The sequence below is a fragment of the Blastococcus saxobsidens genome, assembly GCF_010682065.1.
In the GTDB taxonomy this organism is placed as follows: domain Bacteria; phylum Actinomycetota; class Actinomycetes; order Mycobacteriales; family Geodermatophilaceae; genus Blastococcus; species Blastococcus saxobsidens_B.
Window position 1 is genome coordinate 66325 of record NZ_JAAGWG010000007.1, and the last position, 22685, is coordinate 89009.

Annotated in this window: 19 protein-coding genes; 17 read left to right on the forward strand and 2 right to left on the reverse strand. The window is 70.9% G+C overall.

Features of this window, described 5'->3' with window-relative positions:
• Nucleotides 1-11 precede the first annotated feature (11 nt).
• From GCU60_RS05640 to GCU60_RS05705, 14 genes are all read left to right on the forward strand, one after another.
• The gene (locus tag GCU60_RS05640) at nucleotides 12-200 is read left to right on the forward strand and encodes a DUF6104 family protein (RefSeq protein WP_163203068.1); all 189 of its coding nucleotides are present in this window, start codon (nucleotides 12-14) and stop codon (nucleotides 198-200) included.
• Nucleotides 201-895: 695 nt separating this feature from the next.
• A complete protein-coding gene (locus GCU60_RS05645) occupies nucleotides 896-1609 on the forward strand; it encodes a metal-dependent hydrolase (protein ID WP_163203070.1) in 714 nt (237 codons plus the stop codon).
• A gap of 220 nt (nucleotides 1610-1829) precedes the next feature.
• A complete protein-coding gene (locus GCU60_RS05650; protein WP_345770414.1) occupies nucleotides 1830-2327 on the forward strand; it encodes an RtcB family protein in 498 nt (165 codons plus the stop codon).
• An 88-nt stretch (nucleotides 2328-2415) separates the two neighbouring features.
• Nucleotides 2416-3846: a hypothetical protein gene (locus tag GCU60_RS05655; protein ID WP_163203072.1), complete on the forward strand. Its 1431-nt coding sequence runs from the start codon at nucleotides 2416-2418 to the stop codon at nucleotides 3844-3846.
• Nucleotides 3843-5633: a hypothetical protein gene (locus GCU60_RS05660; RefSeq protein ID WP_163203074.1), complete on the forward strand. Its 1791-nt coding sequence runs from the start codon at nucleotides 3843-3845 to the stop codon at nucleotides 5631-5633. Before GCU60_RS05655 ends, GCU60_RS05660 begins: the two co-directional genes overlap by 4 nt.
• Nucleotides 5630-7570, forward strand: a complete 1941-nt coding sequence (locus GCU60_RS05665) for a hypothetical protein (RefSeq protein ID WP_163203076.1) — start codon at nucleotides 5630-5632, stop codon at nucleotides 7568-7570. Before GCU60_RS05660 ends, GCU60_RS05665 begins: the two co-directional genes overlap by 4 nt.
• The gene (locus tag GCU60_RS05670) at nucleotides 7567-7989 is read left to right on the forward strand and encodes a hypothetical protein (RefSeq protein WP_163203078.1); all 423 of its coding nucleotides are present in this window, start codon (nucleotides 7567-7569) and stop codon (nucleotides 7987-7989) included. Before GCU60_RS05665 ends, GCU60_RS05670 begins: the two co-directional genes overlap by 4 nt.
• Nucleotides 7990-8129: 140 nt before the next feature.
• A complete protein-coding gene (locus tag GCU60_RS22030; protein ID WP_163203080.1) occupies nucleotides 8130-9140 on the forward strand; it encodes a site-specific DNA-methyltransferase in 1011 nt (336 codons plus the stop codon).
• Nucleotides 9141-9454: 314 nt separating this feature from the next.
• Complete coding sequence (locus GCU60_RS05680) at nucleotides 9455-12160, forward strand: hypothetical protein (RefSeq protein ID WP_163203082.1); 2706 nt, start codon at nucleotides 9455-9457, stop codon at nucleotides 12158-12160.
• Nucleotides 12157-13236 (forward strand): hypothetical protein, encoded by a 1080-nt coding sequence (locus GCU60_RS05685; RefSeq protein ID WP_163203084.1) that lies wholly within the window; start codon nucleotides 12157-12159, stop codon nucleotides 13234-13236. Before GCU60_RS05680 ends, GCU60_RS05685 begins: the two co-directional genes overlap by 4 nt.
• Nucleotides 13233-14897 carry an SIR2 family protein gene (locus tag GCU60_RS21495; protein ID WP_163203086.1) on the forward strand — a complete coding sequence of 555 codons (1665 nt, stop codon included), beginning with the start codon at nucleotides 13233-13235 and terminating at the stop codon, nucleotides 14895-14897. The genes GCU60_RS05685 and GCU60_RS21495 overlap by 4 nt, the downstream gene beginning before the upstream one ends.
• Before the next feature lie 102 nt (nucleotides 14898-14999).
• Nucleotides 15000-15710: an RtcB family protein gene (locus tag GCU60_RS05695; RefSeq protein ID WP_345770427.1), complete on the forward strand. Its 711-nt coding sequence runs from the start codon at nucleotides 15000-15002 to the stop codon at nucleotides 15708-15710.
• A 19-nt stretch (nucleotides 15711-15729) separates the two neighbouring features.
• Nucleotides 15730-17076, forward strand: a complete 1347-nt coding sequence (locus GCU60_RS05700; protein WP_163203088.1) for an MFS transporter — start codon at nucleotides 15730-15732, stop codon at nucleotides 17074-17076.
• Entirely contained in the window at nucleotides 17073-18500 is a 1428-nt protein-coding gene (locus tag GCU60_RS05705) for an aminotransferase class V-fold PLP-dependent enzyme (protein WP_163203090.1), read from the forward strand. Before GCU60_RS05700 ends, GCU60_RS05705 begins: the two co-directional genes overlap by 4 nt.
• Nucleotides 18501-18563: 63 nt before the next feature.
• On the opposite strand, the gene GCU60_RS05710 is transcribed toward GCU60_RS05705, so the two are convergent.
• Complete coding sequence (locus tag GCU60_RS05710; RefSeq protein WP_163203092.1) at nucleotides 18564-19757, reverse strand: NAD(P)-dependent malic enzyme; 1194 nt, start codon at nucleotides 19755-19757, stop codon at nucleotides 18564-18566.
• Between the two features lie 53 nt (nucleotides 19758-19810).
• On the opposite strand from GCU60_RS05710, the gene GCU60_RS05715 reads away from it, so the two are divergent.
• Complete coding sequence (locus tag GCU60_RS05715; protein ID WP_163203094.1) at nucleotides 19811-20413, forward strand: dTDP-4-dehydrorhamnose 3,5-epimerase family protein; 603 nt, start codon at nucleotides 19811-19813, stop codon at nucleotides 20411-20413.
• On the opposite strand, the gene GCU60_RS20140 is transcribed toward GCU60_RS05715, so the two are convergent.
• Nucleotides 20399-20743: a S26 family signal peptidase gene (locus tag GCU60_RS20140; RefSeq protein ID WP_345770415.1), complete on the reverse strand. Its 345-nt coding sequence runs from the start codon at nucleotides 20741-20743 to the stop codon at nucleotides 20399-20401. The two genes, GCU60_RS05715 and GCU60_RS20140, sit on opposite strands and share 15 nt — an antisense overlap.
• Before the next feature lie 93 nt (nucleotides 20744-20836).
• On the opposite strand from GCU60_RS20140, the gene sodN reads away from it, so the two are divergent.
• Both sodN and GCU60_RS05730 read left to right on the forward strand, forming a co-directional pair.
• A complete protein-coding gene (gene sodN / locus GCU60_RS05725) occupies nucleotides 20837-21241 on the forward strand; it encodes a superoxide dismutase, Ni (RefSeq protein ID WP_113812915.1) in 405 nt (134 codons plus the stop codon).
• Nucleotides 21242-21425: 184 nt separating this feature from the next.
• Nucleotides 21426-22649: a PP2C family protein-serine/threonine phosphatase gene (locus GCU60_RS05730; protein ID WP_163203098.1), complete on the forward strand. Its 1224-nt coding sequence runs from the start codon at nucleotides 21426-21428 to the stop codon at nucleotides 22647-22649.
• Nucleotides 22650-22685: the final 36 nt, after the last annotated feature.

Sequence of the window (22685 nt, forward strand, 5' to 3'; positions counted from 1 at the left end):
GGGAGCGGGGCGTGTACTTCACCGATCGAGGGCTCGAGGAGCTGTCGCAGCGGCGGGGCGAGGAACAGGTCACCCTCGCCTGGCTGGCCGACCAGATGCAGGCGTTCGTCGACCAGCACCCCGAGTTCGAGGTGCCCGTCGAGCGGCTGGCGACCTGGCTGGCCCGCGGCGGCACGGACGACGACGACCTCGACGAGTGAAGGACCCCGTCCTCCCCGCCCCTCGCACGCTCGGGGCGGGGCTCTGGACGGGGTCGTTCCAGTGACCTCCGGGCTGCCGCTGGCCCGGGTCGGGGTGCGGGGTCGCGCGCGCCTGGCAGCGGTCGCTGACGGCGACGGCGGACCACTGCGCGCCGCTCCCCTCCCCCGACGAGTCCGCCCTGTGGGCCGAGCTGGAGCTGCAGGGCGGGCACCCGCGCTCGCAGGGCGGGCGTTCCTGCGCGCGGAGGCGATGCACGGCCCACGTCGGCTCCCTTGGCGAGGGGCCCGCGGGCGTTCGGGCCTTCGGCGGTCCGCTGAACGCGCGGTCGCACGGCGAGGGCTTCCTGGCGTTCCTCGCGGAGCGCACCACGGAGCGCGGGCTCTGGGTGCTCGACGACAGAAGGACCCCCTGCCAGCCACCCCTCGAACGCTCGCGGCGGGGCCCTGCAGGGGGCCGGGTCGCGGCGGGCTCGCCGGTGGTCCTCGCCACGCACTCCCCGCTGCTCGCCGCGCCGCCCTGGTGTACGAGCTCGACGGCGCGGGCTTCAGCCGGCGCGAGCGGGCCGAGCTCGACCTCGTCCAGGTCTGGCGGATGTTCCTCGAGGACCCGCCGGCTCCTGCACCACCTGCTCGGCGACTGACACCGCTCCGCGCGCCTCCCCCGGCGCGCCGCTCCAGCGGGTGATGCTCCGGACGTGCTCGGCCACACCCACGCGCTCTCCGGACTCGCCGCCGGGGCCGCCACGCTGCCCTGGGCGCCCGTCCACGGCGCGGTGGCGCAGGGCGCCTGGATCGCGGCCGTGGGCGGCTTCGCGATGCTGCCCGACCTCGACCACCGAGGCTCCACGGTCTCGGACATGTGGGGTCCGGTCACCGACGTCCCCTCCGGCGCCATCGGCGCGGTGACCGGTGGGCACCGGTGGGGCACGCACGACGCCGTCCTGGCGCCGCTGGCGTTCGGCGCGCTGGCGATGCTGGCCGCGAACGCCTTCTGGTCCAGCCTGCTGGTGCTGGCCCTGGCGATCGGCCTGGCGCTGCACGCCCTGCACTTCGTCATCCCGGGCCGGACCGAGACGACGATCCTCGGGAACCTGGTGCTCTCCTGGGGCGGTGCCTGGCTGCTGCTCACCCACATGCCCAGCCCGCTGTGGCTGCCGTGGGCGGTGGCCGCGGGGGTGCTCACGCACATCCTCGGCGACGCCCTCACGACCGCCGGCGTCCCGGTCCCGGTGATCTGGCTGGCCACGAAGAGCCGGCTGATCCTGCTCCGGCTGCGCACCGGGGCGACCGTGGAGAAGGTGGCGCTGGTACCCGTCTTCGGCATCACGGCGTTCTTCTTCACCTACGCGAACACCGGCCTGCACACGGCGGTCGACCCGATCGTCGACCGCATCCTCAGCTCCGGCTGACGTCGCGGGGACGCCGCCCTGCCGCCGCCGGCGGGGCGCCACTTCGGGGAAGTCGCGCTCCGGACGGCCCGCCAGGCCGCACGTTCCCCGAAGTCGCGCCTGGCGCCGTCGCACGGCGCGCCCCGCGCGACCTCGTGGACGTTCGGCGGCGGCGGCCGACCGCCCACCCCGCGCCGGTAATCCGGTCGCCTCGGGACGCCCCGCCCCGCAGACTCGGGCCGTGGAAAGACTGTCCGACAAACTCCTGAACTGGGCGAGCATCCTCGACGACGAGACGCTGCGGCAGGCCGAGCGCACCGCCTCCCTCGACATCGTCGACCCGCACGTCGCACTCATGCCCGACGCCCACCTCGGCAAGGGCGCCACCGTCGGCTCCGTGCTGCCGACCCGTGCCGCGATCATCCCGGCCGCCGTCGGCGTCGACATCGGCTGCGGCATGATCGCCGTCCGCACGCCGTGGTCGGTCGACGAGGTGCGGTCGCGCGGCTCGCTGGCGCCGCTGCGCGGGGACATCGAGCGGAACGTGCCGCTGTCGGCCGGGAAGTACAACAAGAAGCTGACCGAAACCGCGCGGAAGCGGGTGCAGGAGCTCGAGGCGAAGGCGGACGAGCTCGGCGAGCGCGTCCTGCACTCGGTCACGACGACGGCGCCGAACTGGGCGATGCAGCTGGGCAGCCTCGGCTCGGGCAACCACTTCCCCCCGGCACGTACGCACTGACAACCTGAGCCCTCGTCCACCCCCGGTCCGGAGCGGCGCCACGAACCTGTCAGTGCCCTCCCCCAGACTCCCCCGCGGGAGGTGGGCCGTGCCCTATCGGGTTCTGAAGTGGAAGCCGGAGTACGCAGCAGACGCGGGGTTCGCACCCGACCCGAGGGCACTCAGGGTCGCCGGCCTGCCCACGGTCTTCGACGATGACCAGCGCCCGGTCGCGGACGTCAACCACTGGCTCCTCGGGCTCGCCTCCTCGCACAGCCCGGACACCTGGGAGACGTACGCCCGAGAGGTCGTCAGGCTGGCCGCGCACTTCGAAGCGGAGTTCGGCGTCGGCCTCCTCGCCGATGAGGTGCTCCTCGATGGCGACGAGATGCTGCGCACCTACCAGCTCAAGTGCACCGGGGTGGACCAGGAAGACCGCAGCGCGGATCCGGTCGGCGATGCGGCAAGCACGATCGGGAAGCGGCGCGCTGCGATCACCAGCTTCTACCGGTGGGCTGTACGCGCGCGGCGCATCACCGAGCTGCCGTTCAGCACCAAGACGGTGCAGACCCGCTGGGGGCCGGTGGAGGTCGTTGCCGGCCTCGACGGCGGCCGCCGCAGCAAGTCCGAACGCGAACCCATCCCCAGCGACCAGCAGAAACGCTTCCTGCGCGTGGGACTACTCGGGGAGCTGCCGGACGGCGGCGGGCCGGACCCCACCTTCCAGGGGTACCTCACCGCTCAGCGGAACGCGGCCGGCGTCGGACTGGGCCTGGCGGCCGGGCTGCGGCACAGCGAGGTCCTGGCCTTCACGATCTTCGAGCTGCCCCCGCCGCACCCCGACGGGTTCACTCCCCTCGCGGTCGCCGACCAGACCGCCAAGAACGACGCTGGTCGTCGGGCGATCGCCTTCTCGGAGTGGCTGCGCCCCGTGCACGCCTACGTCCGCGGCGATCGGCGCAACATCGCGCGGAACGCGACCTGGCGGCCCGAGCGGCCGCTGGAAGTGGTGGTCGAGCGAACCAACCGGCGCGAGGTCACCTTCTGCGTCGATGGCCGACAGCGCACGGAGAAGTGGAACGACCTCGAACTCGCGGCCCGCCGCCGCCTCGTGTTGCCGGGCGGAGGCTCCCCGCTGGTGCTGCTCAACCACCGCACCGCCAACGGCGCACCGTTGACGAACCCTACGGCGCTGAACGAGGCCCTCGCCCTGGCCGGCTCCCGGTGCGCGGCGGTGTGGGGCGACCTGCACTGGTCCTACAGCATGCACCACCTGAGACACACCTACGCGACGGCGCTGACGCGCTTCCTCGCCGCCCGGAGAGAGCACATCTCCGCCTTCGTCGCGGCGCACGGCCGCCGGCCGGTGTGGGCCGAGCTCGTGACCCACGAGAACACGAGCCTGCTGGTACAGGAGTCACTGGGCCACGCCGGCCCTGACACGACGTTGATCTACCAGCATGCGGCGCTGTGGGACCTGCTCCTGTCGGTCAACGCGGACCCCCAGCACAACCCCGCTCTCCGCGAGGAGGTCGGGTGAGAGACCCGCACCGCGGCCTGGCCTCGGAACCGTCGGACGTGCCCGTGGGCATCCTGCTGACCGCCGACGGTCACACCAGCCTGCTGGACTTCGCCGTCGTCCCCGCTTCTCCGCTGCGCCAGCAGCTGCGCGACGCGACCTTGCTGCTGTTCGTCGACCGGGGCGGTGAGCTGAAGAGTCCGGGGTCAGGCCGCATGTACCTCTCCGCGGCCCGCCTGGTCGGCGACCGCCTGGCCGCCCACGCGACGAACCCTCCCGACGCCGCCACGCTGCAGGTCGGTCACGTGCACGCGGCCCTCTTCGCCGACCTCACCACCCCGGTGCCCGTCCGCACCGTCCTGGCCCGGCGGCTGCTGCTGAACGCGGCACTGACGGCCGGCAACGACGCCCTGGTCCGCTACCTGCGCAACCTCACCTTGTTCGGCTACGCGAAGCCGTCGAAGCCGTACTCCCCGGCGGAGCTGGACTGCATCATCGACTGGTGCAAGGACCGCCTGTCTGCGCTGTTCGCCCGGCGCAACGCGGCTCTCCGACTGCTCGGCGTGGAGCCCGATGCGCGGGACGAGGAGGCGCTCGCGGCCGCACAGCGAATCCTCGACGTGGAGCCCCCTCCGCGTGACGGCGCCGCCACGGTGGCGGCGAGGCGCTGGTGGAGCGCCTGGGTCCTCGTTCACGCCTTCGACGAGCGGGTCGCCGCGGACCGCACCGGCCGAGCCGCCGCCATCGAGGCGCTGTTCCCCGACGTGCAGGACGCACTCGCCGCGACGCTGCTGGTGATCAACGAGTACGGAGCGGAGGGGCAGGTCCTGGCCAGCATGGACGTCGACGACGTCCGGCGGCTGCCCGGGCAGTCCTCGGTCATGGAGATCACCGGGGTGAAGGCGCGGGCCGACCGGGCCGTCAGCCGCAGGGGCAACGCCGTCAGCACGTGGAGCGGTGGCCGGGTGCTGGAGCGGTGGATCGACCTGACCGCACCGGCTCGTCGCTGGACCGGCTCGGAGCATGTGTGGCTGTGGCGGTCGAAGGCCCGGGACGGACGCACGAGCGTGAAGACGCTTCGCCTCCCGGTGCTCACCTACGTCCCGTCGCGACCGCTGGTGCAGGAAGGCCACGAGGGCATCGAGGGCCCCGACGGCGCGCGCATCCGGCTGAGCACCAGGCGGATGCGCAAGTCGTGGGCCGAGCGCAGCGAGCGCGCGCTGGGGCCCGGGGTCGCCGGCCGGCTGGACCCCAACCACAGTCGCCTCAGCGCCTGGGCGATGTGCCGCAGCGCCGCCCTCAGTCCCAACGAGCGCCAGGCCGTGATCGCCGAGGCACAAGACGATCTGCTGGGCTTGGTCCGCAGTTCGCAGCTGGTGATCGACGCGGATCTGCAGCGCGACGAGGTGCTCGCCCTCCTGGTGGACCACGGGGTGGACCCCGCCACCGCCGAGCGCATCGTGCGGGGCGAGGGCGACGACAGCGGCACCGTCACCTGCCGCAACGCGCTCCAGGCTCCCGGCCAGGCCGTCGGCACCCTGTGCCGGCAGACGCCGTTCGCGTGCCTGCTCTGCGAGAACGCGATCCACACCCGCCACCACCTGCCGGTGATCCTCGCCCTGAGCGACAGCATCGACGCGGAGCGCCGGCAGATGCCTGCCGAGCAGTTCGTGCAGCGCTGGGGTGGCGTCGACGTCGGTGTCCAGCACGTCCTGTCGCGCTTCTCCGACCGGGCGAAGCAGGACGCCGCGCGGGAGATCGCCGGGGCTCAGCAGCGCATCGAGCGCCTGAAGGAGGTCTACACGTGACGGTCATCCCGCTGCGGCGGACATCGGCGAGCCAGTTCAGCGGACGCCCGCTGGCCGAACTGCTCGGCGAGCCGGTGTCGGGCGTCTACGACGACGACTCCTGGGACATCTCCGGCCACCGGGACACCGCGTCCAGCGTGCGGCGGCGCCTGCACTTCGGCGGCATCCCCGCGCACCTGCGGGACGCCCTGAAGGAGCTGTTCATCCTCGCGACGCGCCCGTTCTTGCACACCAAAGTGACCACCGAACTGACGGGGCGCAAGCCGAAGGACCTCAAGACCGTGGAGCGCTGGCTCGCCGGGCTGACGGTGGACCTGGCCTGGCTGCACCAACGGGCGGGAAGTCTGGCGGCGGTGACCCAGGAGGACTACGACGCCTGGAAGGACGAGAGCGGACTGGGCCCGAACTACCGCCGCATCAGCGCCCTGAAGTCGTTCGCGCTCTACGCCCGGGCGATGAGCCCCGGCGTGGACCGACTCACGCACGAACCGTGGCCCGGCGTCAGCGCCCTGAGCCTCGGGGGCGGCGCCGCCGCGGTGCGCCGGCGGGTGAACAGCACCGCACCCCTGTCGGTGGCCGACGTGCTGGGGCCGTGGCTGACCCTGGGGATGTTCCTGGTGGAGCACGGGCACGCCATCCTGGACCGGCATGAGGCGATGCAGCGGAACCGGGCCGCCCAGCCCCTCCTGGTCGTCGACGCCCAGGGCCGGGAGGTGGTGTGGCTCGATCGGGACGGCTTCGAGTCGCAGGGCAGCGAGCTTCTCGGTCAGGTCGCCGGCGCTTGCCTGTTCGTGACGGCGGCCTTCACCGGCATGCGCGCCACCGAGCTGGACGCGGTGCCGCGACACAGCCCCCTAGAAGCGATCGAGGTCACCGGCACCACCAGGTGGCTGCTGCGCAGCTACCTGGTTAAGGGCCTGGAGCGGCCACGCGAGGAGAGGTGGCTGGTGCCGCCGATCGTCGCCGACGCCGTCGGCGTCTTGATCCGACTCCTGGACGTCAAGGACGTCCCCCCAGACCGGCTCTTCGCCGCGACGGGCCAGGCACCGCTGTTCGACCGCAGGGCCGTCCACGGCCAACGCGACGGCGCCCGGGTGACGGCCCGGCTTGAGCGGGCCATCGACCAGGTGGCCCGCGCCGGCCAGGACCTGGTGCGCCGGGGCATCGTGCCACCTCTGCCGGTCAAGGACGACCCGGCGACCGCCGCGCTGCTGGCGTCCGATCGACCCGACCGCGCCGCCTGGCTGGCCGTCCTGGTCAAGCCCGACGGCCGTGAGCTGCGGCGGACCTTCGCCCGCATCGTGTCCGCCCGGCCGCACGGGCCGCAGGCGGCGATGGAGCAGTTCAAGTGGCAGCACCCGGAGACCGCCGCGGGGTACTTCCGCGTCGCGCCCGACGCCGTCGCGCTCGGCCAGCGGGAGCTGTACGAGGACGTCGCGGAGCTGTACGAGAACGTCGTCGTGGACGCGATGGTGGACGAGTTCCACGTCTGGGAGCGGGCCGTGGAGGCCGGCGTCGGGCCCCGGTTGCCGGCCGGGCCCGACGGCCGGCGGAAGCGGGACGTCTTCGCGGCCGTACACGAGGTCCTGAGCCGGGAGCCGCGCGTCGAGGAGGACGACCGCCGCCTGCGGGTGCTGCTGCGCCAGCACGCCCGCGGCATCCGCCTGACCGAGTTCGGCTGGTGCGACTTCGACCCGGACCTCGCCCTGTGCGGCGCCGAGGAGGGCACCCCGCTGGAGTCGTTCTGCCAGCCCAACCGGTGCCTGAACCACACCACGGTCAGCGCGACGCTCGCCGCCCACCAAGTGAAGCACGATCGGCTACTCAGCCTGACCCGCGACCGCAGCATGCCCAAGCTCGCCCGCGAGCAGGCCGGCGAGAACGCCGCGCTGATCGAGCGGGACCTCGGCGACCTGATCGAGGTGCAGGGTCGGTGACCGAACTCGACGACGTCGACCTCGAGTTGCTGACCAGCACCCCCACCCGGTTGCGGGCGACGGCCGCCGCGTTGGCGCTGGTGGTCAGCGGCAGGCGGCCGAGCCTGAGCGAGGTCGCCCGCCTCAGCGGGGTCACCCGGCAGGCCTTGAACAAGGACCACAAACCGGTCGCCGCCTTCGTCGGTCAGCTCCGCAGCAACTGGCGGCCGGCCCCGGAGTCCCCGCACGCCAAGCTCCTCGAGCAGTTGGCGGAGGCGCGTACCGGTCTCACGCGGGAGCGGGACAAGCGGAAGAAGGCCGAGGAGGAGCGCGACCGGGCGCTGCACCACCTGCAACTAGCCGAGGCCAGTCTTCAGGCCGAGCGTGACCGCGCCGCACGCCGCGACGTGACACGGCTTCACCCGGGCACTGGAGGCTGATGAGAGTGGGCAGCACCAGGGGGCGAGCGGCGGACTTAGCGTCTCACACGCCCAAGCTGGAGATCTGCGAGGCGCAAGCCACGTCCTTAGCGACTGTCGGCACCCCGTCCGATAGCCTCCACGCGACCGAAAGTGAGGACATGGCAGACCCGTTCCCCGCCGCCGCGTTCCCTGAAGCCTCGCCTACCGAATCGTCCCCGCGAGCGCGTCGCCTGCCGCTGGTACGCCGTGGCGACGCTTTCGACCTCTTGGACGAGCTGGAGCCGAACTCAGTCGACCTAGTCCTTACTTCCCCGCCGTATTGGGGACTGCGCACCTACGGCCATGACTACAACGAGAACATCCTCGAAGAGTGGAAGGCCACTGGCCGCGCCGCGACTGAACCCCCCGGATACAGCTGGTATCGCGATCATGGCGGCGCTCTGGGGCTAGAACCGTATCCACAGTGGTACGTGGCACACCTAGTCGAAATCCTTTCAAAGCTCCGGCGAGTTCTGAAGCCGACCGGGAGCCTGTGGCTGAACATCGGCGACACGTACTTCGGACGCTGGTCCAGCATTCGGGCGGACGGTCGACAGGGGCTCGGGGAGAGCGACCGTATCCGCCGCCGGACGCCGTCCGGGGGATGGCTGTTGGACAAGCAACTCTTGTTGATCCCCTCTCGCACTGCGATTGCGCTTCAAGACGACGGATGGATTGTGCGCAACGACGTTATTTGGGCTAAGCCGTCAGTTGCGCCGCGACCAGAAGCCGATCGTCTGCGGCTCAGTCATGAACACTTCTTTCATGTTGTGCAGCGACCTCGCCAAGGACGCGCGTCGTACTACTACAACCTCGAAGCTGCCGAACCGGACCGCCTCGACGTGGTGGCGGTCGGCGTCCGCAAGGGACAAGACGGACACTCCGCGACGTTCCCAGCGGACCTGATTCGCCCGCGGATCGAGAGCTCATGTCCCCCCGGGGGGCTCGTACTGGACCCGTTCTGCGGAACGGGACGCTCACTAGTCGTCGCCGTCGAGTCGGGCCGAGTTGCTCACGGGTTTGAGCTGTCCGAGCGGTATGCGCAAGCCGCTCGCGCTAACGTCCGCAGGGCCCATCTAGCCGTTGAGCAGCTTGTTCCGCGGCGGGACCCGTCCGAGACCAGCCGATAGCCTTCGGGGAGGGAGGAAGCCATCGACGAGCGGGATGCGTCCACAGAGCGGCCACGCAGCGACGTTGCCGCAATCCGCGGGGCCCTGAATGCCTTCGACGCGCCCGCAGACGCGGGTGTCTCGACGCGGGCTGTCAATTTGGACGCTGATGTTGTGGTGGCGCGGGTCATGGACGCGCTCCTGGACGCGACACCGGACCCTGTGGCTGTATTCGCTGACCTCGCTGCCAGGGGGCACCACCAGCCTGATTCGACGGTAGGCAAGTCGGGCCGATGAGATTCCAGATTTCTGGGTCGCCGAGGCGGTCAGCCGGCGTGAAGGTCATCCCGGACATCCCGGACTATCCCCTCTGCCATCTGGAGGGGCGCAACGGAATCGGCAAGAGCGTCGCTGCGCGACTCCTGGAACTCGCAACGGGCGCGCAGCCCTACGCAGGCCTACCGAACGCCTGGCGGACACTAAGAGACCAGCTCGGCCCGACGACGATCACCGTGACTGGCCTCCCAGAGGATCAGGTTCTGGAGTTCGATGTGGATCCTGACTCTTGGCCCGAGGACCCGGTCCGTGAGCTAGGCGAACGATTCGCCCGTATCTCCCTGAACGGAATGCCGGCAACACCACAGGTGGCGCGGGGTCTGCTACGGGTTCGCCGAATCAGCGGCGATGAAACGCTCGTGCAGACGCTGGCACGGGACGTAGACGAGCGGGCGGTAATCGCCTCCTCCCTTGAGCGGCTGCGGGTGCGACCCGCCGCGAGCGATTGGGAGGTGCGCCTCGAGGGGCTGGCAGAACTTACGGGTGGAGTCAACCGGGAAAAACTCGCCAGCGCCTGGTCGGCGCGCCAAGAGGCAGACGCCGCCGTCGCCGCAGCTGAGCAGGAGGCGACAAGAGCTGTCGTCTTGGCGGAAGCCGCTACTGGCGCCGCAGCGGCGATGGACCGGCTCGCCGTCCGTCGACGAGACCTTCCTCCTCTGCTCGTCGAGCTCGCCGACGCTGGCGGCGCCTTGGCCGGCGCCCGCCAAAGCCTCGAAGAGACGGTCGCCCGAGTCGAGCGAGCGGCTGTTGCGCTTGCACAAACCGGGTCACTTCGCGGGGACATCGAGCGATGGGAGCGCCTGCTCGGGTATCGGCAGCGAGCAGTGCAGCGAGAGAGCATCAAGGAACGACAGCTGCTGAGCGCCTTATCGCTCTCGGAGCGGCCTGAGCCCAAGGCACTCTCGAGAATGAGCCGCGATGTAAGCGAAGAGCTACGGCAGGCGTTTGCCCGCCGCGACTCTGTCGATCTTGTTCAGCCACTGCGCCACCTTGCGAACCAAATTGAGACTCCGCTGGCCGCCGAATCACACCGCCTCGGCGGCGAAGTCATAGCGAACCTGAAGCCCCCAGCGAGCGTGGACGCTCTACTGACCGGCATCCGTGACAGACGGGCGGAGCTTGCGGGGCGACCCCGCCCGGACGAGCTGGTACGACTGGATCAGGAGATCGTTGCGCAACAGCGCCGTCAGACCCTGCTACGTGCACTTTCGGCTCAAGTTGACGTAACAGACCGCAAGAAGACAAGGCTCCGCGAGGCGAATGAACAGCTTCATGAGCTACTGAGTGACTTGACGGCCTCCGACCGAGCCGCCTACGAGGGCGCTCAAGCGGCGATGGAGACGGCACGCGACGAAGTTGTAGCCGCCGAACTGCGGACCAGAGAAGCACGCAAGAAAATCGCCCAACTGCTCGAGATCCCATATGCGCAACCGGACGTAACAACAGGCCTAACCGCAGAAGATGACGAGGATGAGCAGGACGAGGCAGCTGACCAGCAGCCTCCTGCGGACAGCCTGTATCCAGACCTAGACGAGGAGCTCGCCACCCGAACAGCCGCCGTCGCGGACCAGGAAACAGCGTCCGCTCTGGTCGCGCTAGACGAATCAGCACTAAGCGTCTTGGCGGAAGCCGGCGCACCGGTCAGTGTGTCGACCCTTCGTGCCGTCACCACCGCGGGGCCGCTCGTACCGCTAGCTCAAGACGCCATCGACGCGATGCGGTCACTGCACGCTGCGGCTGCCTCCGCGACAGCGGCCGCGACCCTCCGACGCGACGCCGTCGACCACGCCCGGGCTGTTGCCAAGGAGGCCCTGGAGCGTCTCAGCGGCCTACGCCAAGCCAGCCGCCGCGCTGTGTCCGCATTGACGGCCGAGGGGCCAAACGACTGGGCCGAGTGGAGGGAAGCCGTAGCTCCCATTTTCGCAGCTAACGGCGTTCTCGCCCCAGGTGGTGAGGTCCCCGCAGCGCAGTCCGAAACGGATGGCGACAGGCCACCCGACGCCGCAGAGTTCGCAGTCGCAGATGCGCTCGAGTCCATCGCTGCGATCGCTCGGGCGCAGGCAGCGGCAGCACTTGACCTCGCCGACCGTCTTGCCGCCCTGTCGGGCTTCCTGAGCGCGACAGCCAACCAGATTTCGCCCCGGCACCGCGAGATCGGAGCCCCGCAGGCGAGCGACTACCAACGAAGGGTTGGCCCAGCCCTGCCCGAGTGGCTCGAACAAGAGCTTGCGTCGCTCCTGTCAGCACCCGAGCTTTTGGCGGCACTCTTCGACCAAGCAGATCAGGTCCGGGTGGGCTTGGCCGATCTGACCTTGACTTGGCATCCTGCGGGAGGCGGCGTCCGCAAGCGGCCACTGGAAGCGTTCTCCTCGGGTGAACAAGTGTTCGCTTACACGCGGGCGAATCTCGCGCGACTAGGGCGCGAGCGAGAGCCGGGACAGCATCTCGTCGTCTTCCTTGACGAGTTTGGCGCATTCGTCGCACGAGATCGGCTTGGCCAGTTGTTGGATTTTGTGGAACACGAGGCACTCGGACCCGTCGCCGATCAGGTCGTCGTCATGCTCCCGCTGTCGCGCGACTATCCCGCGCCTAGGGACGGCGAGGACCCGCACGCGGGCGACTGGCAGGATGAGCGCGGGAGGCAGCTCGCGGAACGCGGCTACTTCGCAGTTCCCTTCACATCAGGTCGCGCTCACCTCGCATGAGCGACAACCTCGAGTCGTGGAGTGTCGGCACGCCGCAAAGGCTCTTCGGCGTGCCCACACTGCTGACGTCGACCGACGCCTCAGCGATCGTCGCCGGGCTAAGCACGTTGCGTGACGCACAATCGTCCACGCTCCCGCCGACGGCGCGGCGCGTACCCGCGGACTTGAGTCCCCTTGCCGCAGAACTGGCACGGCAGCGGTACTGGTTTGACCCCGTTGCAAAGGGCGAACGGGTGCGCGAGGCTCTCGCCGCCCTTCCCCGAGTGCAGGTCCGGATTCCGCACTCCAGTAACGAGACCGTCATTGTCGTTCCCGATCCACCTGGTCAGCGGGTCGAGGAGCCCGGCGCGCGCATGCTCCTCACACCAGAGGGGACAGTCGTATTGCATTGCGTCGAGCGAGCCGTACAAGCGGCCCGGCAGGCTGAGGCCCTTCCTGGCGAGCCGATTCAGCTCGACCCAGGCGACACGCAGGCTGCGCTGTTGACGCTGGCGGACGCCTACCGGTCTTGGACTAGGCAACGCGTCAACCAAGTCATCGCGCTGCTCACGACCGAGCCAAGCACTTTGAGACCAGCAGCCGCCGGCCTACTTCTCGTACTCCTTCTCAACCGAAACACGTCCCGCGACCGGGCGCTTCCCCGCCCAAAGGACCGGCGCCGGCTTGAGACGATCAGCGGTGCCATCGCTGGCCCAGCGCTCGCCTATGCGCGCACGTTGACGGGCAGTGAGCGCGCGACCGCTACAGGCGTTGATCTATACCGTGGATGGGCTCTAGGGGAACTGACCCGCCGGCTCGGCGGAGGCTTGCATACCGGCCTGGACGAGGGCATATACCTGGACCCAGCCGCCGAGAACGATGCCTTGGCCCGCCTCGCGGATGACGTCTCCCGTAGGCCCGCGGCCGCACGCGCACGAGTGGAAGCTGCAATCGACGCGGCTCTCGAGGCATATACCGCTGCTCGGCCTGTGCTAGCGGGGCTGGCGCTTGCTTACGACCGGCCGTCGAACACTCAGCGAATCCGTGACGCACTGCTAGATGCTGCGCGTGGTCGGAAGCCGGAGAAGGAAGAGTGACCGCCGCTCGCGTTCTGACCACGGACGTTCTGGACTGCTTGCGACAGGTTCTCGCCGAGCACCGGCAGCATCAGGCGGACGTCGGCTTCGGCCTTGCGGCTGCCCCACTGTTGTTGGCCGTCACGATTGACGAGAGGGAGAGGCTCCACTCGTTGCTCGACGAGATACTTCGCGCTGAAGACGGTCTCGTCGTCGACGCGGCGTCCGCGACTGATACAACTCAGATCGATAGCGATCCCGGCGACATCGCGGATCTCGCATCCGCTGTCGAGCAGGCGCTCTCCGAAATTAACGCGCTGCCAGGGTCCACCGAGGGACTTAGACTCGACGTGGATGGGAGGTCAGCGCGGATCAGCGGTGTGACGGACCTGGCCGCCGCGAGCCGCGGACAGCAGGCGCTGCGCGGACTGCTTGCCTCGCTCTTCGCGATCGATCTCCGTGCCAACGATCTCGCCGGCCTGGTCTACGCGGATGACGCATTGGACGCGGACCACAAGGCGATTGTGTGGCAGTTGCTCATGCGATTGCCCGAGCTTCTGCATCGACCGGCTGCCTCCACGCTGGTCATCGTCGCTGGCGACGCAGAGATCCAATACGGCATGCACTGCACAGGTGAGCCGAGCCTGCGCTGGCGAGTCTCCGATGGCGGATTGCGGACTCGGCACACACGTGCCCGAGACTGTGACGCCGTCGATTCCCTGACTCGATTCGACCCAGCCGACGCCCCGCTGATCATGCTGATGCTCGGCGCAGGCGCCAGTGCCGGATACCTGCCTTTGGGCAATGACGTACGCAACCGTGCCTTAGAGATGTACGTCGGCCACAAGGTTGACGGACACAACTACTCAGAGGCGGCCGCTGACTTCTATCAGCGGCTCGCTCGTACCCCAGACCGGCTCCTCCCAGGTGAACGTGCGGCTGGGCCCAAGGCGTTCATCGAGCGACTGACGCTTGAGCGAGTTCTGCGGGAGGAGCAGCATGAAGAGCACCGATCGTTCTCGCGCACGCTGCGTTGGTTCGATGCACAGCACAAGGAAGTTCTCGCTCGCATCGAAGCCGAGCGCACGGCTGGCGTGCTCGCCAGCGACCCCCTCGTTCGCCTGCTTGCGCGGCGCCGTCGCCTTCTCCTAGTTACCGTCAACTTCGACCAAATCATCGAGGCCAAAGCGGCTGGCGACGTGAAGCCGTTCGTTACCGCTGACGATTTCGCCGGGCTGTCGGACTACTTGGATGAGTACACCAAGAGCGGCGGCGCCGTTCCTCTCATCAAGGCGCACGGTGACATCGAAGTGCCTGACACCATCGTTGCCGACATCACAACCACCTCAAGCGGCCTGGCTAGGCCAGTCCTTGAGGCGCTGACGCACGTTCGTGAGCGCCTCCTCGCTCAGGCGGTTTCGCCCCTCTGGCACATCGGCTACAGCATGCGGGACGTCGATCTAGAGGATTTCTGGTCGGACACCGGATTCGCCGAACGCGCGACGGAACGCTGGGTTTCCCCGATGCCAGACCCCGCGGTCGAGCGGTTCATCGAGCAGAAGCGCGTCCCGAGATGGGCTCTTGCCGCTGACCCACAGCAGGCCGAAGAGAGCATCGTCACGCTCACGGCAACCGACTTCTTTGCACTGCTGGATGACGATGCCGCAAGACGGTGGCAGTAGGCTCCAGCTGACGGCATCCACGAGCGAGCACTCCGGCAGCTTGGTTCGGCGGTTGTCGCCGCGCGGCAGGTTGTCACCGCCAAACCGGCGGAAAACCACTTCATCGAGGTGACCGCCGACGAGCAGGACCGCGTCTGGCTGTTCCTGCACTCCGGCAGCCGCGGGGTGGGCAACAAGATCGCCCAGAAGCACATCGCGATCGCGCAGGAGCGGGCCCGCCGGGACGGTCTCGACCTGCCCGACCGGGACCTGGCCTGGCTGGACGAGGGGACGCCGGAGTTCGACCGCTACATCGCCGAGTTGCGGTGGGCGCAGCACTTCGCGCTGCTCAACCGCGAGGAGATGATGGACCGGGTAGCCGACTGCCTGGCCCGCCACATGCGCGCCGACGAGACCCCGGACCTCGAGCGGGTCAACTGCCACCACAACTTCACCCAGCACGAGGAGCACTTCGGCGAGCAGCTGTGGGTGTCCCGCAAGGGCGCCATCCAGGCGCGAAAGGGGCAGGCCGGCCTGATACCCGGATCCATGGGGACGGCGAGCTACGTCGTCACCGGCCTGGGGAACCCGGAATCGCTGAACAGCTCACCGCACGGCGCAGGGCGGGTCTACTCGCGGACCAGGGCGAGGAAGACGTTCACCCGGGCCCAGCTCGAGGAGTCGATGCAGGGCATCGAGTGGCGGCACAGCGACGCCTTCCTCGACGAGATCCCCGCGGCGTACAAGGACGTCGACCAGGTGATGGCCGACGCCGCGGACCTCGTGGGAATCCGGCACACGCTGCGCCAGCTGGTCAACGTGAAGGGCGACTGACCCGCTAGGTTCCGATCTTGTGACCGCCGTCTCATCGGGTCCTCGCCTGTCGCGGGGCACGCACCTGGGCTACGCGCTGGGCTCGATCGGGACGGCGGCGTTCGGAACTGTGCCCGGGCTGCTGCTCCTCTACTACCTGACCGACGAGCTCGGCGTGACCGCGGGCATCGCCGGGCTGGTGGTGTTCCTGCCCAAGGCGTGGGACGTCCTGCTCAACCCGTGGATCGGCAGCCGCTCGGACCGCACGAGCAGCCGCTGGGGGCCCCGCCGGCCGTGGATGCTGGCCGGCGGGGTCACCCTGCCCCCGTTGTTCGTGCTGGTGTTCGCCGGCCCGAGCGCTCCCCCGGCCCTGGCCGCGCTCTGGGTCGCCGTCGCCTTCCTGCTCGCCGCCACCGCCTACGGCTGCTTCCAGGTGCCCTACGTCGCGCAGCCCGCCGAGATCACCGACGACCCCGGCGAGCGGGCCACCCTGATGTCCTGGCGGGTGGCCGCGCTGGCGCTCGGCATCCTGCTGGCCGGCGCGGGGGCACCCGCCGTCGTCGACGCCTTCGGTGGCGGCCGCGGCGGCTACCTGGCGATGGCCGTCTTCGTGGCCGCCCTGCTCGCGCTGGGGATGCTCGGCGCCGTCGCCGGCACCCGGGGCGCCCCGACGCTCACCCGGGTGCGCAGCGAGGGGCGGCTCGCCGACACCCTGCGGCTGGCCTGGGACTCCCGGCCGTTCCGGGTGCTGCTGATGGGCTTCGTGCTCCAGGCCCTGGGCATCGGCGTGATGCTCGCCGGGGTGCCGTACTACTCGCGCCAGGTGCTGGGCGACGCCGCCGCGGGGACCCTGCTGTTCGCCGCGCTCGTCGGCCCGGCGATCCTGGTCATGCCGCTGTGGCTGCGGGTCAGCCGCCGGCTGGGGAAGCGCACCGGGTTGCTCGCCTCGTCGACGCTCTTCGCGGGTGCGGCCGCCGCCCTGGTGCTCGGGGACGCCGGCGGCACGGGCCTCGTGGTCGCGCTCGTCGTCCTGGTCGGCATCGGCTACGCCGGCATGCAGATGTTCCCGCTGGCGATGCTGCCCGACGTCATCGCCGCCGACGAGGCCGCGTCGGGTCGGCGCCGGGCGGGCGTCTTCACCGGCGTCTGGACCGCGGCGGAGACGCTCGGCCTGGCGATCGGTCCCGGCCTCCTCGGCGGCCTGCTCGCGGTGGCCGGCTACGTCTCCACCACCGGCGACGAGGTGGTCGCCCAGTCCGATCCCGCCGTCCTCGCCGTCCGCCTCGGCTTCAGCGTCGTCCCGGCGGTCCTCGTCCTCGTCAGCCTGCCCGTGCTCGCCCGCTACCGGCTCGACCCCGTCCCCACTCCCGAGGAGCTCCGCGCGTGACCCCCGACGACGTCCTGACCGAGCTGACCGCGCTGCAGGCCGGCGACGTGCCCACGCACGGCGGGGCGACGATGGCCTACGTCTACGACTCGGGGCGGGACGAGGTCGACGACCTCGCCGCCGCCGCGCAGGCGGCCTTCCAGTGGACCAATGCCCTCGACCCGACCGCCTTCCCCAGCGTCGCCAGGATCGAGAACGACCTCGTCGGCGCGGCGCTCGCGCTTCTCGGCGGCGGACCGCAGGCGGTCGGCACGCTGACCAGCGGCGGCACCGAGAGCTGCCTGCTGGCCGTCCTCGCCGCCCGGGAGCAGTGGCGCACCGGAGGCGGGACCGGTCAGCCCACGATGCTGCTGCCGGTCACCGCGCACGCCGCGTTCCGCAAGGCGGCGCACCTGTTCGGCCTCGAGGTCGTCGACGTACCCGTCGACCCCCACACCTGCCGCGCCCTCCCCGCCGCCGTCGGCGAACTGCTCGACGACCGCACCGCCCTCGTGGTGGTCAGCGCACCGTCCTACCCGCACGGCGTGCTCGACCCGGTGGGTGAGATCGCGGCACTGGCGGCAGGTGCCGGGGTGCCCTGCCACGTCGACGCCTGCATCGGTGGCTGGGTGCTGCCGTTCCTCGACGACGTCCCCGAGCCGTTCGACCTGTCCGTGCCAGGGGTGACGTCGCTGTCGGTGGACCTGCACAAGTACGGCTACGCGCCCAAGGGCGTCTCGGTGCTGCTGACCGCGACCGCGGAGCTGCGCCACCGGCACTGGTTCACCACCGCCGGCTGGCCCGGGTACCCGGTCGTCAACCCGACCCTCGCCGGCACCCGCCCGGCCGGCCCGATGGCGGCCGCCTGGGCGGTCCACCGGTGGCTCGGCACCGAGGGCTACCGGGAGCTGGCCCGCCGCGTCAGGAACGCGACGGTGGCACTGGCCGAGGGCATCGCCGCGGTGGAGGGCCTGCGGGTGGTCGGTCACCCGGTGGCCACGCTGGTCGCCGTCGCCCAGGACGGGGACGACGGCGTCGACGTCCTGCACCTGGCCGACGAGATGACCGCTCGCGGCTGGCTGCTGCAGCCCCAGCCGCCGTTCGCCCAGCCCGACGGGGTGCTGCCCGCGACGCTGCACCTCACCGTCACCGGCGCGACGGCGGGGCGGGTGGAGGCACTGCTCGCCGACCTCGCCGGCGCCGCCCGGGCGGCCCGCGCGCTGCCGCCGCCCGTGCCGGACCCGGGACTGGTCGCCGCGGCCGCCGACCTCGACCCGGCCGGCCTCACCGTCGCCGAGGTGGAGGGCCTGCTCGAGCTGGCCGGCGTGGGCGGCGGCGCGCTCCCCGCGCGTATGGCGCCGATCCACGCCCTGGTCGCCGCGCTGCCCCGACCGGTCGCCGAGCGGTTGCTGGCCGGCGTGCTGGGCCGGATCTACCGACCGTGACCCTCCCCGGCCCCGTCCCGGGTCCCAGCCTGAGCCTGCGAAGGGTGGGGAGGACGGGGTCCTTCAGCAGCGGGTGATGCCCTGCTCGCGGGCGCAGGCGGCGACGGCCTCGGCGACCGCGGTGGCCACCCGGCGGTCCAGCGGGCTGGGCACGATGTAGTCGGCCCGCAGGTCCTCGCCGACGACGTCGGCGATCGCCGTGGCGGCCGCCAGCTTCATCTCCTCGGTGATGCCGGTGGCGCCCGCGTCGATCGCCCCCCGGAAGACGCCGGGGAAGGCGAGCACGTTGTTGATCTGGTTGGGCAGGTCGCTGCGGCCGGTGGCGACGACGGCGGCGTACTTCGCGGCCATCTCCGGGTCGACCTCGGGGATCGGGTTGGCCAGCGAGAAGACGATGCAGTTGTCCGCCATCGAGGCGATCGCGGCCTCCGGGACGCTGCCGCCGGAGACGCCGAGGTAGACGTCTGCTCCCTCGAGCGCGGACACCATCGAGCCGGCGAAGCCCCGCGCGTTGGTGTTCTCCACCAGCCACTGCTTGGTGCCGGTCACCTCCCGGCCCGCGTGCAGGATGCCCTGCGAGTCGGCGACCGCGATGTCGCCGACGCCGGCCTCCAGCAGGATCTTCGTGCAGGCGACGCCCGCCGCACCGGCGCCGGACACCACGACCCGCAGGTCGGCCAGCTGGCGGCCCACCACCGTGGCGGCGTTCCGCAGCGCGGCGAGGACGACGATCGCCGTCCCGTGCTGGTCGTCGTGCATGACCGGGATGTCCAGCCGCTCGCGCAGCCGGTCCTCGATCTCGAAGCACCGTGGGGCGCTGATGTCCTCGAGGTTGATGCCGCCGAAGGACGGCGCGATCGCCATCACCGTGTCGACGATCGCGTCGACGTCGGTGGTGCTCAGCACGATCGGCACCGAGGAGAGGCCGGCGAACTCGCTGAAGAGGCAGGCCTTGCCCTCCATGACCGGCAGCGCCGCTGCCGGGCCGATGTCGCCGAGCCCGAGCACCGCGGTGCCGTCGGAGACGACCGCGACGACGCGCGGCGCCCAGGTGTACCGGCGGGCCAGCTCCGGCTCGGCCGCGATGGCGCTGGAGACCCGCGCGACACCGGGCGTGTAGGTGAGCGCGAGATCGGCGATCGAATCGATCGAGCGGGTGGACGCCACGGCGAGCTTGCCGCCCTCGTGCACCGCGAAGGCCGGGTCGTCGGCGAAGCGGTCGGGAACGGGGTGCTCGGACGCCGGATTTCCGCTCATGGGCACAGCAGAGTAACCGGGCTCGGGGGGCGGCCTGTCGCTACGGTGCGCAGGTGGAGATCCGCGAGCTCGCCGTGCCCGACAGCTACGTCCTCGACCTCGTGCCGCACGGGGACACGCGGGGACGTTTCACCGAGTGGTACCGAGCCGACGTGCTTTCCCAAGCAGTGGGACACGCGCTGCCGCTCGCCCAGGCCAACCACAGCGTCTCCTCGCGAGGGGCGCTGCGCGGTGTGCACTTCGCGCTGGTGCCCCCCGGTCAGGCCAAGTACATCTACTGCCCCGCCGGCCGCGTGCTCGACGTGATCATCGATGTGCGCGTCGGCTCCCCGACGTTCGGGACGCACGACGCGGTGCTGCTCGACAGCGAGCAGCCGCGTGCGGTCTACCTCGCGGAGGGGCTCGGCCACGCCTTCGTCGCGCTCGAGGACCGCAGCTCGGTCACCTACCTGGTCTCCTCCGGCTACGACCCGACCCGGGAGTTCGGCGTCTCCCCGCTCGACCCGGACCTGGACCTGCCGTGGCCCACCGACGTGGAGCTCGAGCTGTCGGCGAAGGACCGCGGGGCGCCCACCCTCGCCGAAGCCCGCGAGCAGGGGCTGCTGCCGACGATGGCCGCGTGCGCCGAGCGGTACGCCCGGCTACGCCAGGCCTGACGGCGGGGCCGGGGGAAGACGGCCGGGGCGGGGCCACAGCCGCACCACCACCCGGCCCACGACGACCGCGGCGCCGAAGGACCGGCTGTCGTCGGTGAGGAAGGGGTTGTCGCCCTCGACCCAGTGCCCGCCCTCGACCGCCCGCCGCACCCGCTTGACGACCAGCAGCTCCGGGCGGGACGGGAACCGGGCGACGACGACGTCCCCCGGACGCACCCGGCCGCCGGGGCGCACGCGACGGGCCAGCAGCCGGTCCCCGGAGCGCACGGTCGGGGACATCGACGGCCCGCTCACGCGCACCAGCACCCAGGCGGTCGGCAGTGGCCGCACCGGGCCGTTCGCGCGCTCTCCCACACTGCCGCCGTCGATCACCGCGAGTAGGGTCGCAGACGACACAACCCCACGACCCCCGGAGGCACCTCCATGCGTTTCACCCGCATGTTCTCCGCCGTGGAGGCCACCGCGCACTGCGACCTCCCCTGCGGCGTGTACGACCCCGCCCAGGCCCGCATCGAGGCCGAGTCGGTCAAGGCCATCCAGGAGAAGTACCAGGCCAGCGACGACGAGGTCTTCAAGATGCGCGCCGTCCTGATCAAGGAGGCGCGCGCCGACCTGGTCAAGCACCACCTGTGGGTGCTGTGGACCGACTACTTCAAGCCCCCGCACTTCGAGAAGTACCCGCACCTGCACGAGCTGTTCAACAAGGCCACCAAGCAGGCCGGTGCGGCCGGCGGCAAGGGCAGCATGGACCCCGCCGAGGGCCAGAAGCTGCTCGACTACATCGCCGAGATCGACAAGATCTTCTGGGAGACCAAGGCCGCTGCCTGACGAAGGACCCCGTCCTCCTCACCCCATTGCACGCTCGGGGCGAGCTCGGGACGGGGCAGCGCTGCCGGATCGCCCGCCCGGCGATCCGGCAGCGTCATCTCCTGAACTGAACCCGCTCCTCCCCACCCGGTGACATCGCGCCTGAGCCCCGGGGTCCCCCCGGCGCGGTCCGGAGGATCTCGGAATGGACATCGGCGCAGTCCTGGAGAAGGTCGAGGCAGCGGCCCCGATCGAGGCGGTCGAGGCGGTGAGCGCCGCGCTCGCCGAGATGATCGGCGCCCACCGGGTCACCTTCCTGATCGCCGACTTCAGCGGCCGGTCCGTCGTCCGGCTGACCTCCGCCGGCACCGTTCCCGGCGCCCGCAGCCACGGGCCCGAGCAGGCCGAGACCCTGCCCCTGGCCGGGACCGTCTACGCGCAGGTGCTGCGCACCCAGCAGATGGACGTGACGCCGCAGGACGGGGGCACCCGGTTGATCGCCCCGGTCACCGACCGGGGCGACGCGATCGGGCTGATCGAGATGGTGCTGCCCCGGACGCCCACCGACACCGAGCTGAGCGACGTCCGCAGCGCCGCGCACGCGCTGGCCTACGTCGTCATCGCGGCCCGCCGGCACACCGACGTCTTCGAGTGGGGCCACCGCTCCACCCCCTTCGCCCTCGCCGCGGAGATCCAGCGACGACTGCTCCCGGCCTCCTACACGTGCGAGGCGGGGCAGTTCACCCTGGCCGGCTGGCTGGAGCCGGCGGGATCGGTGGGCGGGGACACGTTCGACTACGCGCTCGACCGGACCTGCCTGCACCTCTCGATCACCGACGCGGTCGGCCACCAGGTCTCGGCGGCGCTGCTGGCCACCCTGCTGGTCGGGGCCCTCCGCAACGGCCGCCGGCGCGGTCTCGACCTCGCCGAGCAGGCGCGCTACGCCAACGACTCGCTGGCCCACAACGCCGCGGCGGGCGGCTTCGTCACCGGCCTGCTGGTCCGGGTCGACCTGGAGACCGGCCGGGCGGAGGCGATCAACGCGGGGCACACCGTGCCGCTGCGGCTGCGCGACGGCAAGGTGGAGGAGCTCGGCCTCCGCGTCGAGCCGCCCTTCGGCGTCGTCCCGGACAAGTCCTTCCAGGTGCAGGAGTTCCCCCTCGAGCCCGGGGACCGCATCGTCTTCTTGACCGACGGGATGCTCGAGCGCAACGCGGCCGAGCTCGACGTCGCCGCGGCACTGGCTCGCAGCGCGGGCCTGCACCCCCGCGAGGTGGTCCACGAGCTGGGCGCCGCCGTCCTGCAGGCGACGGACGGCAACCTGCGGGACGACGCCACCATGATGTGCCTGGACTGGTACGGCGGCCCGCACCGCAGCCGCGCCACGGAGCAGGGCGCCGATCCGGACCGCGCTTCGGCGCCCAGGTGACCGGCGGGTGCCACCCGCACCGCCGCGCGCCCGGTA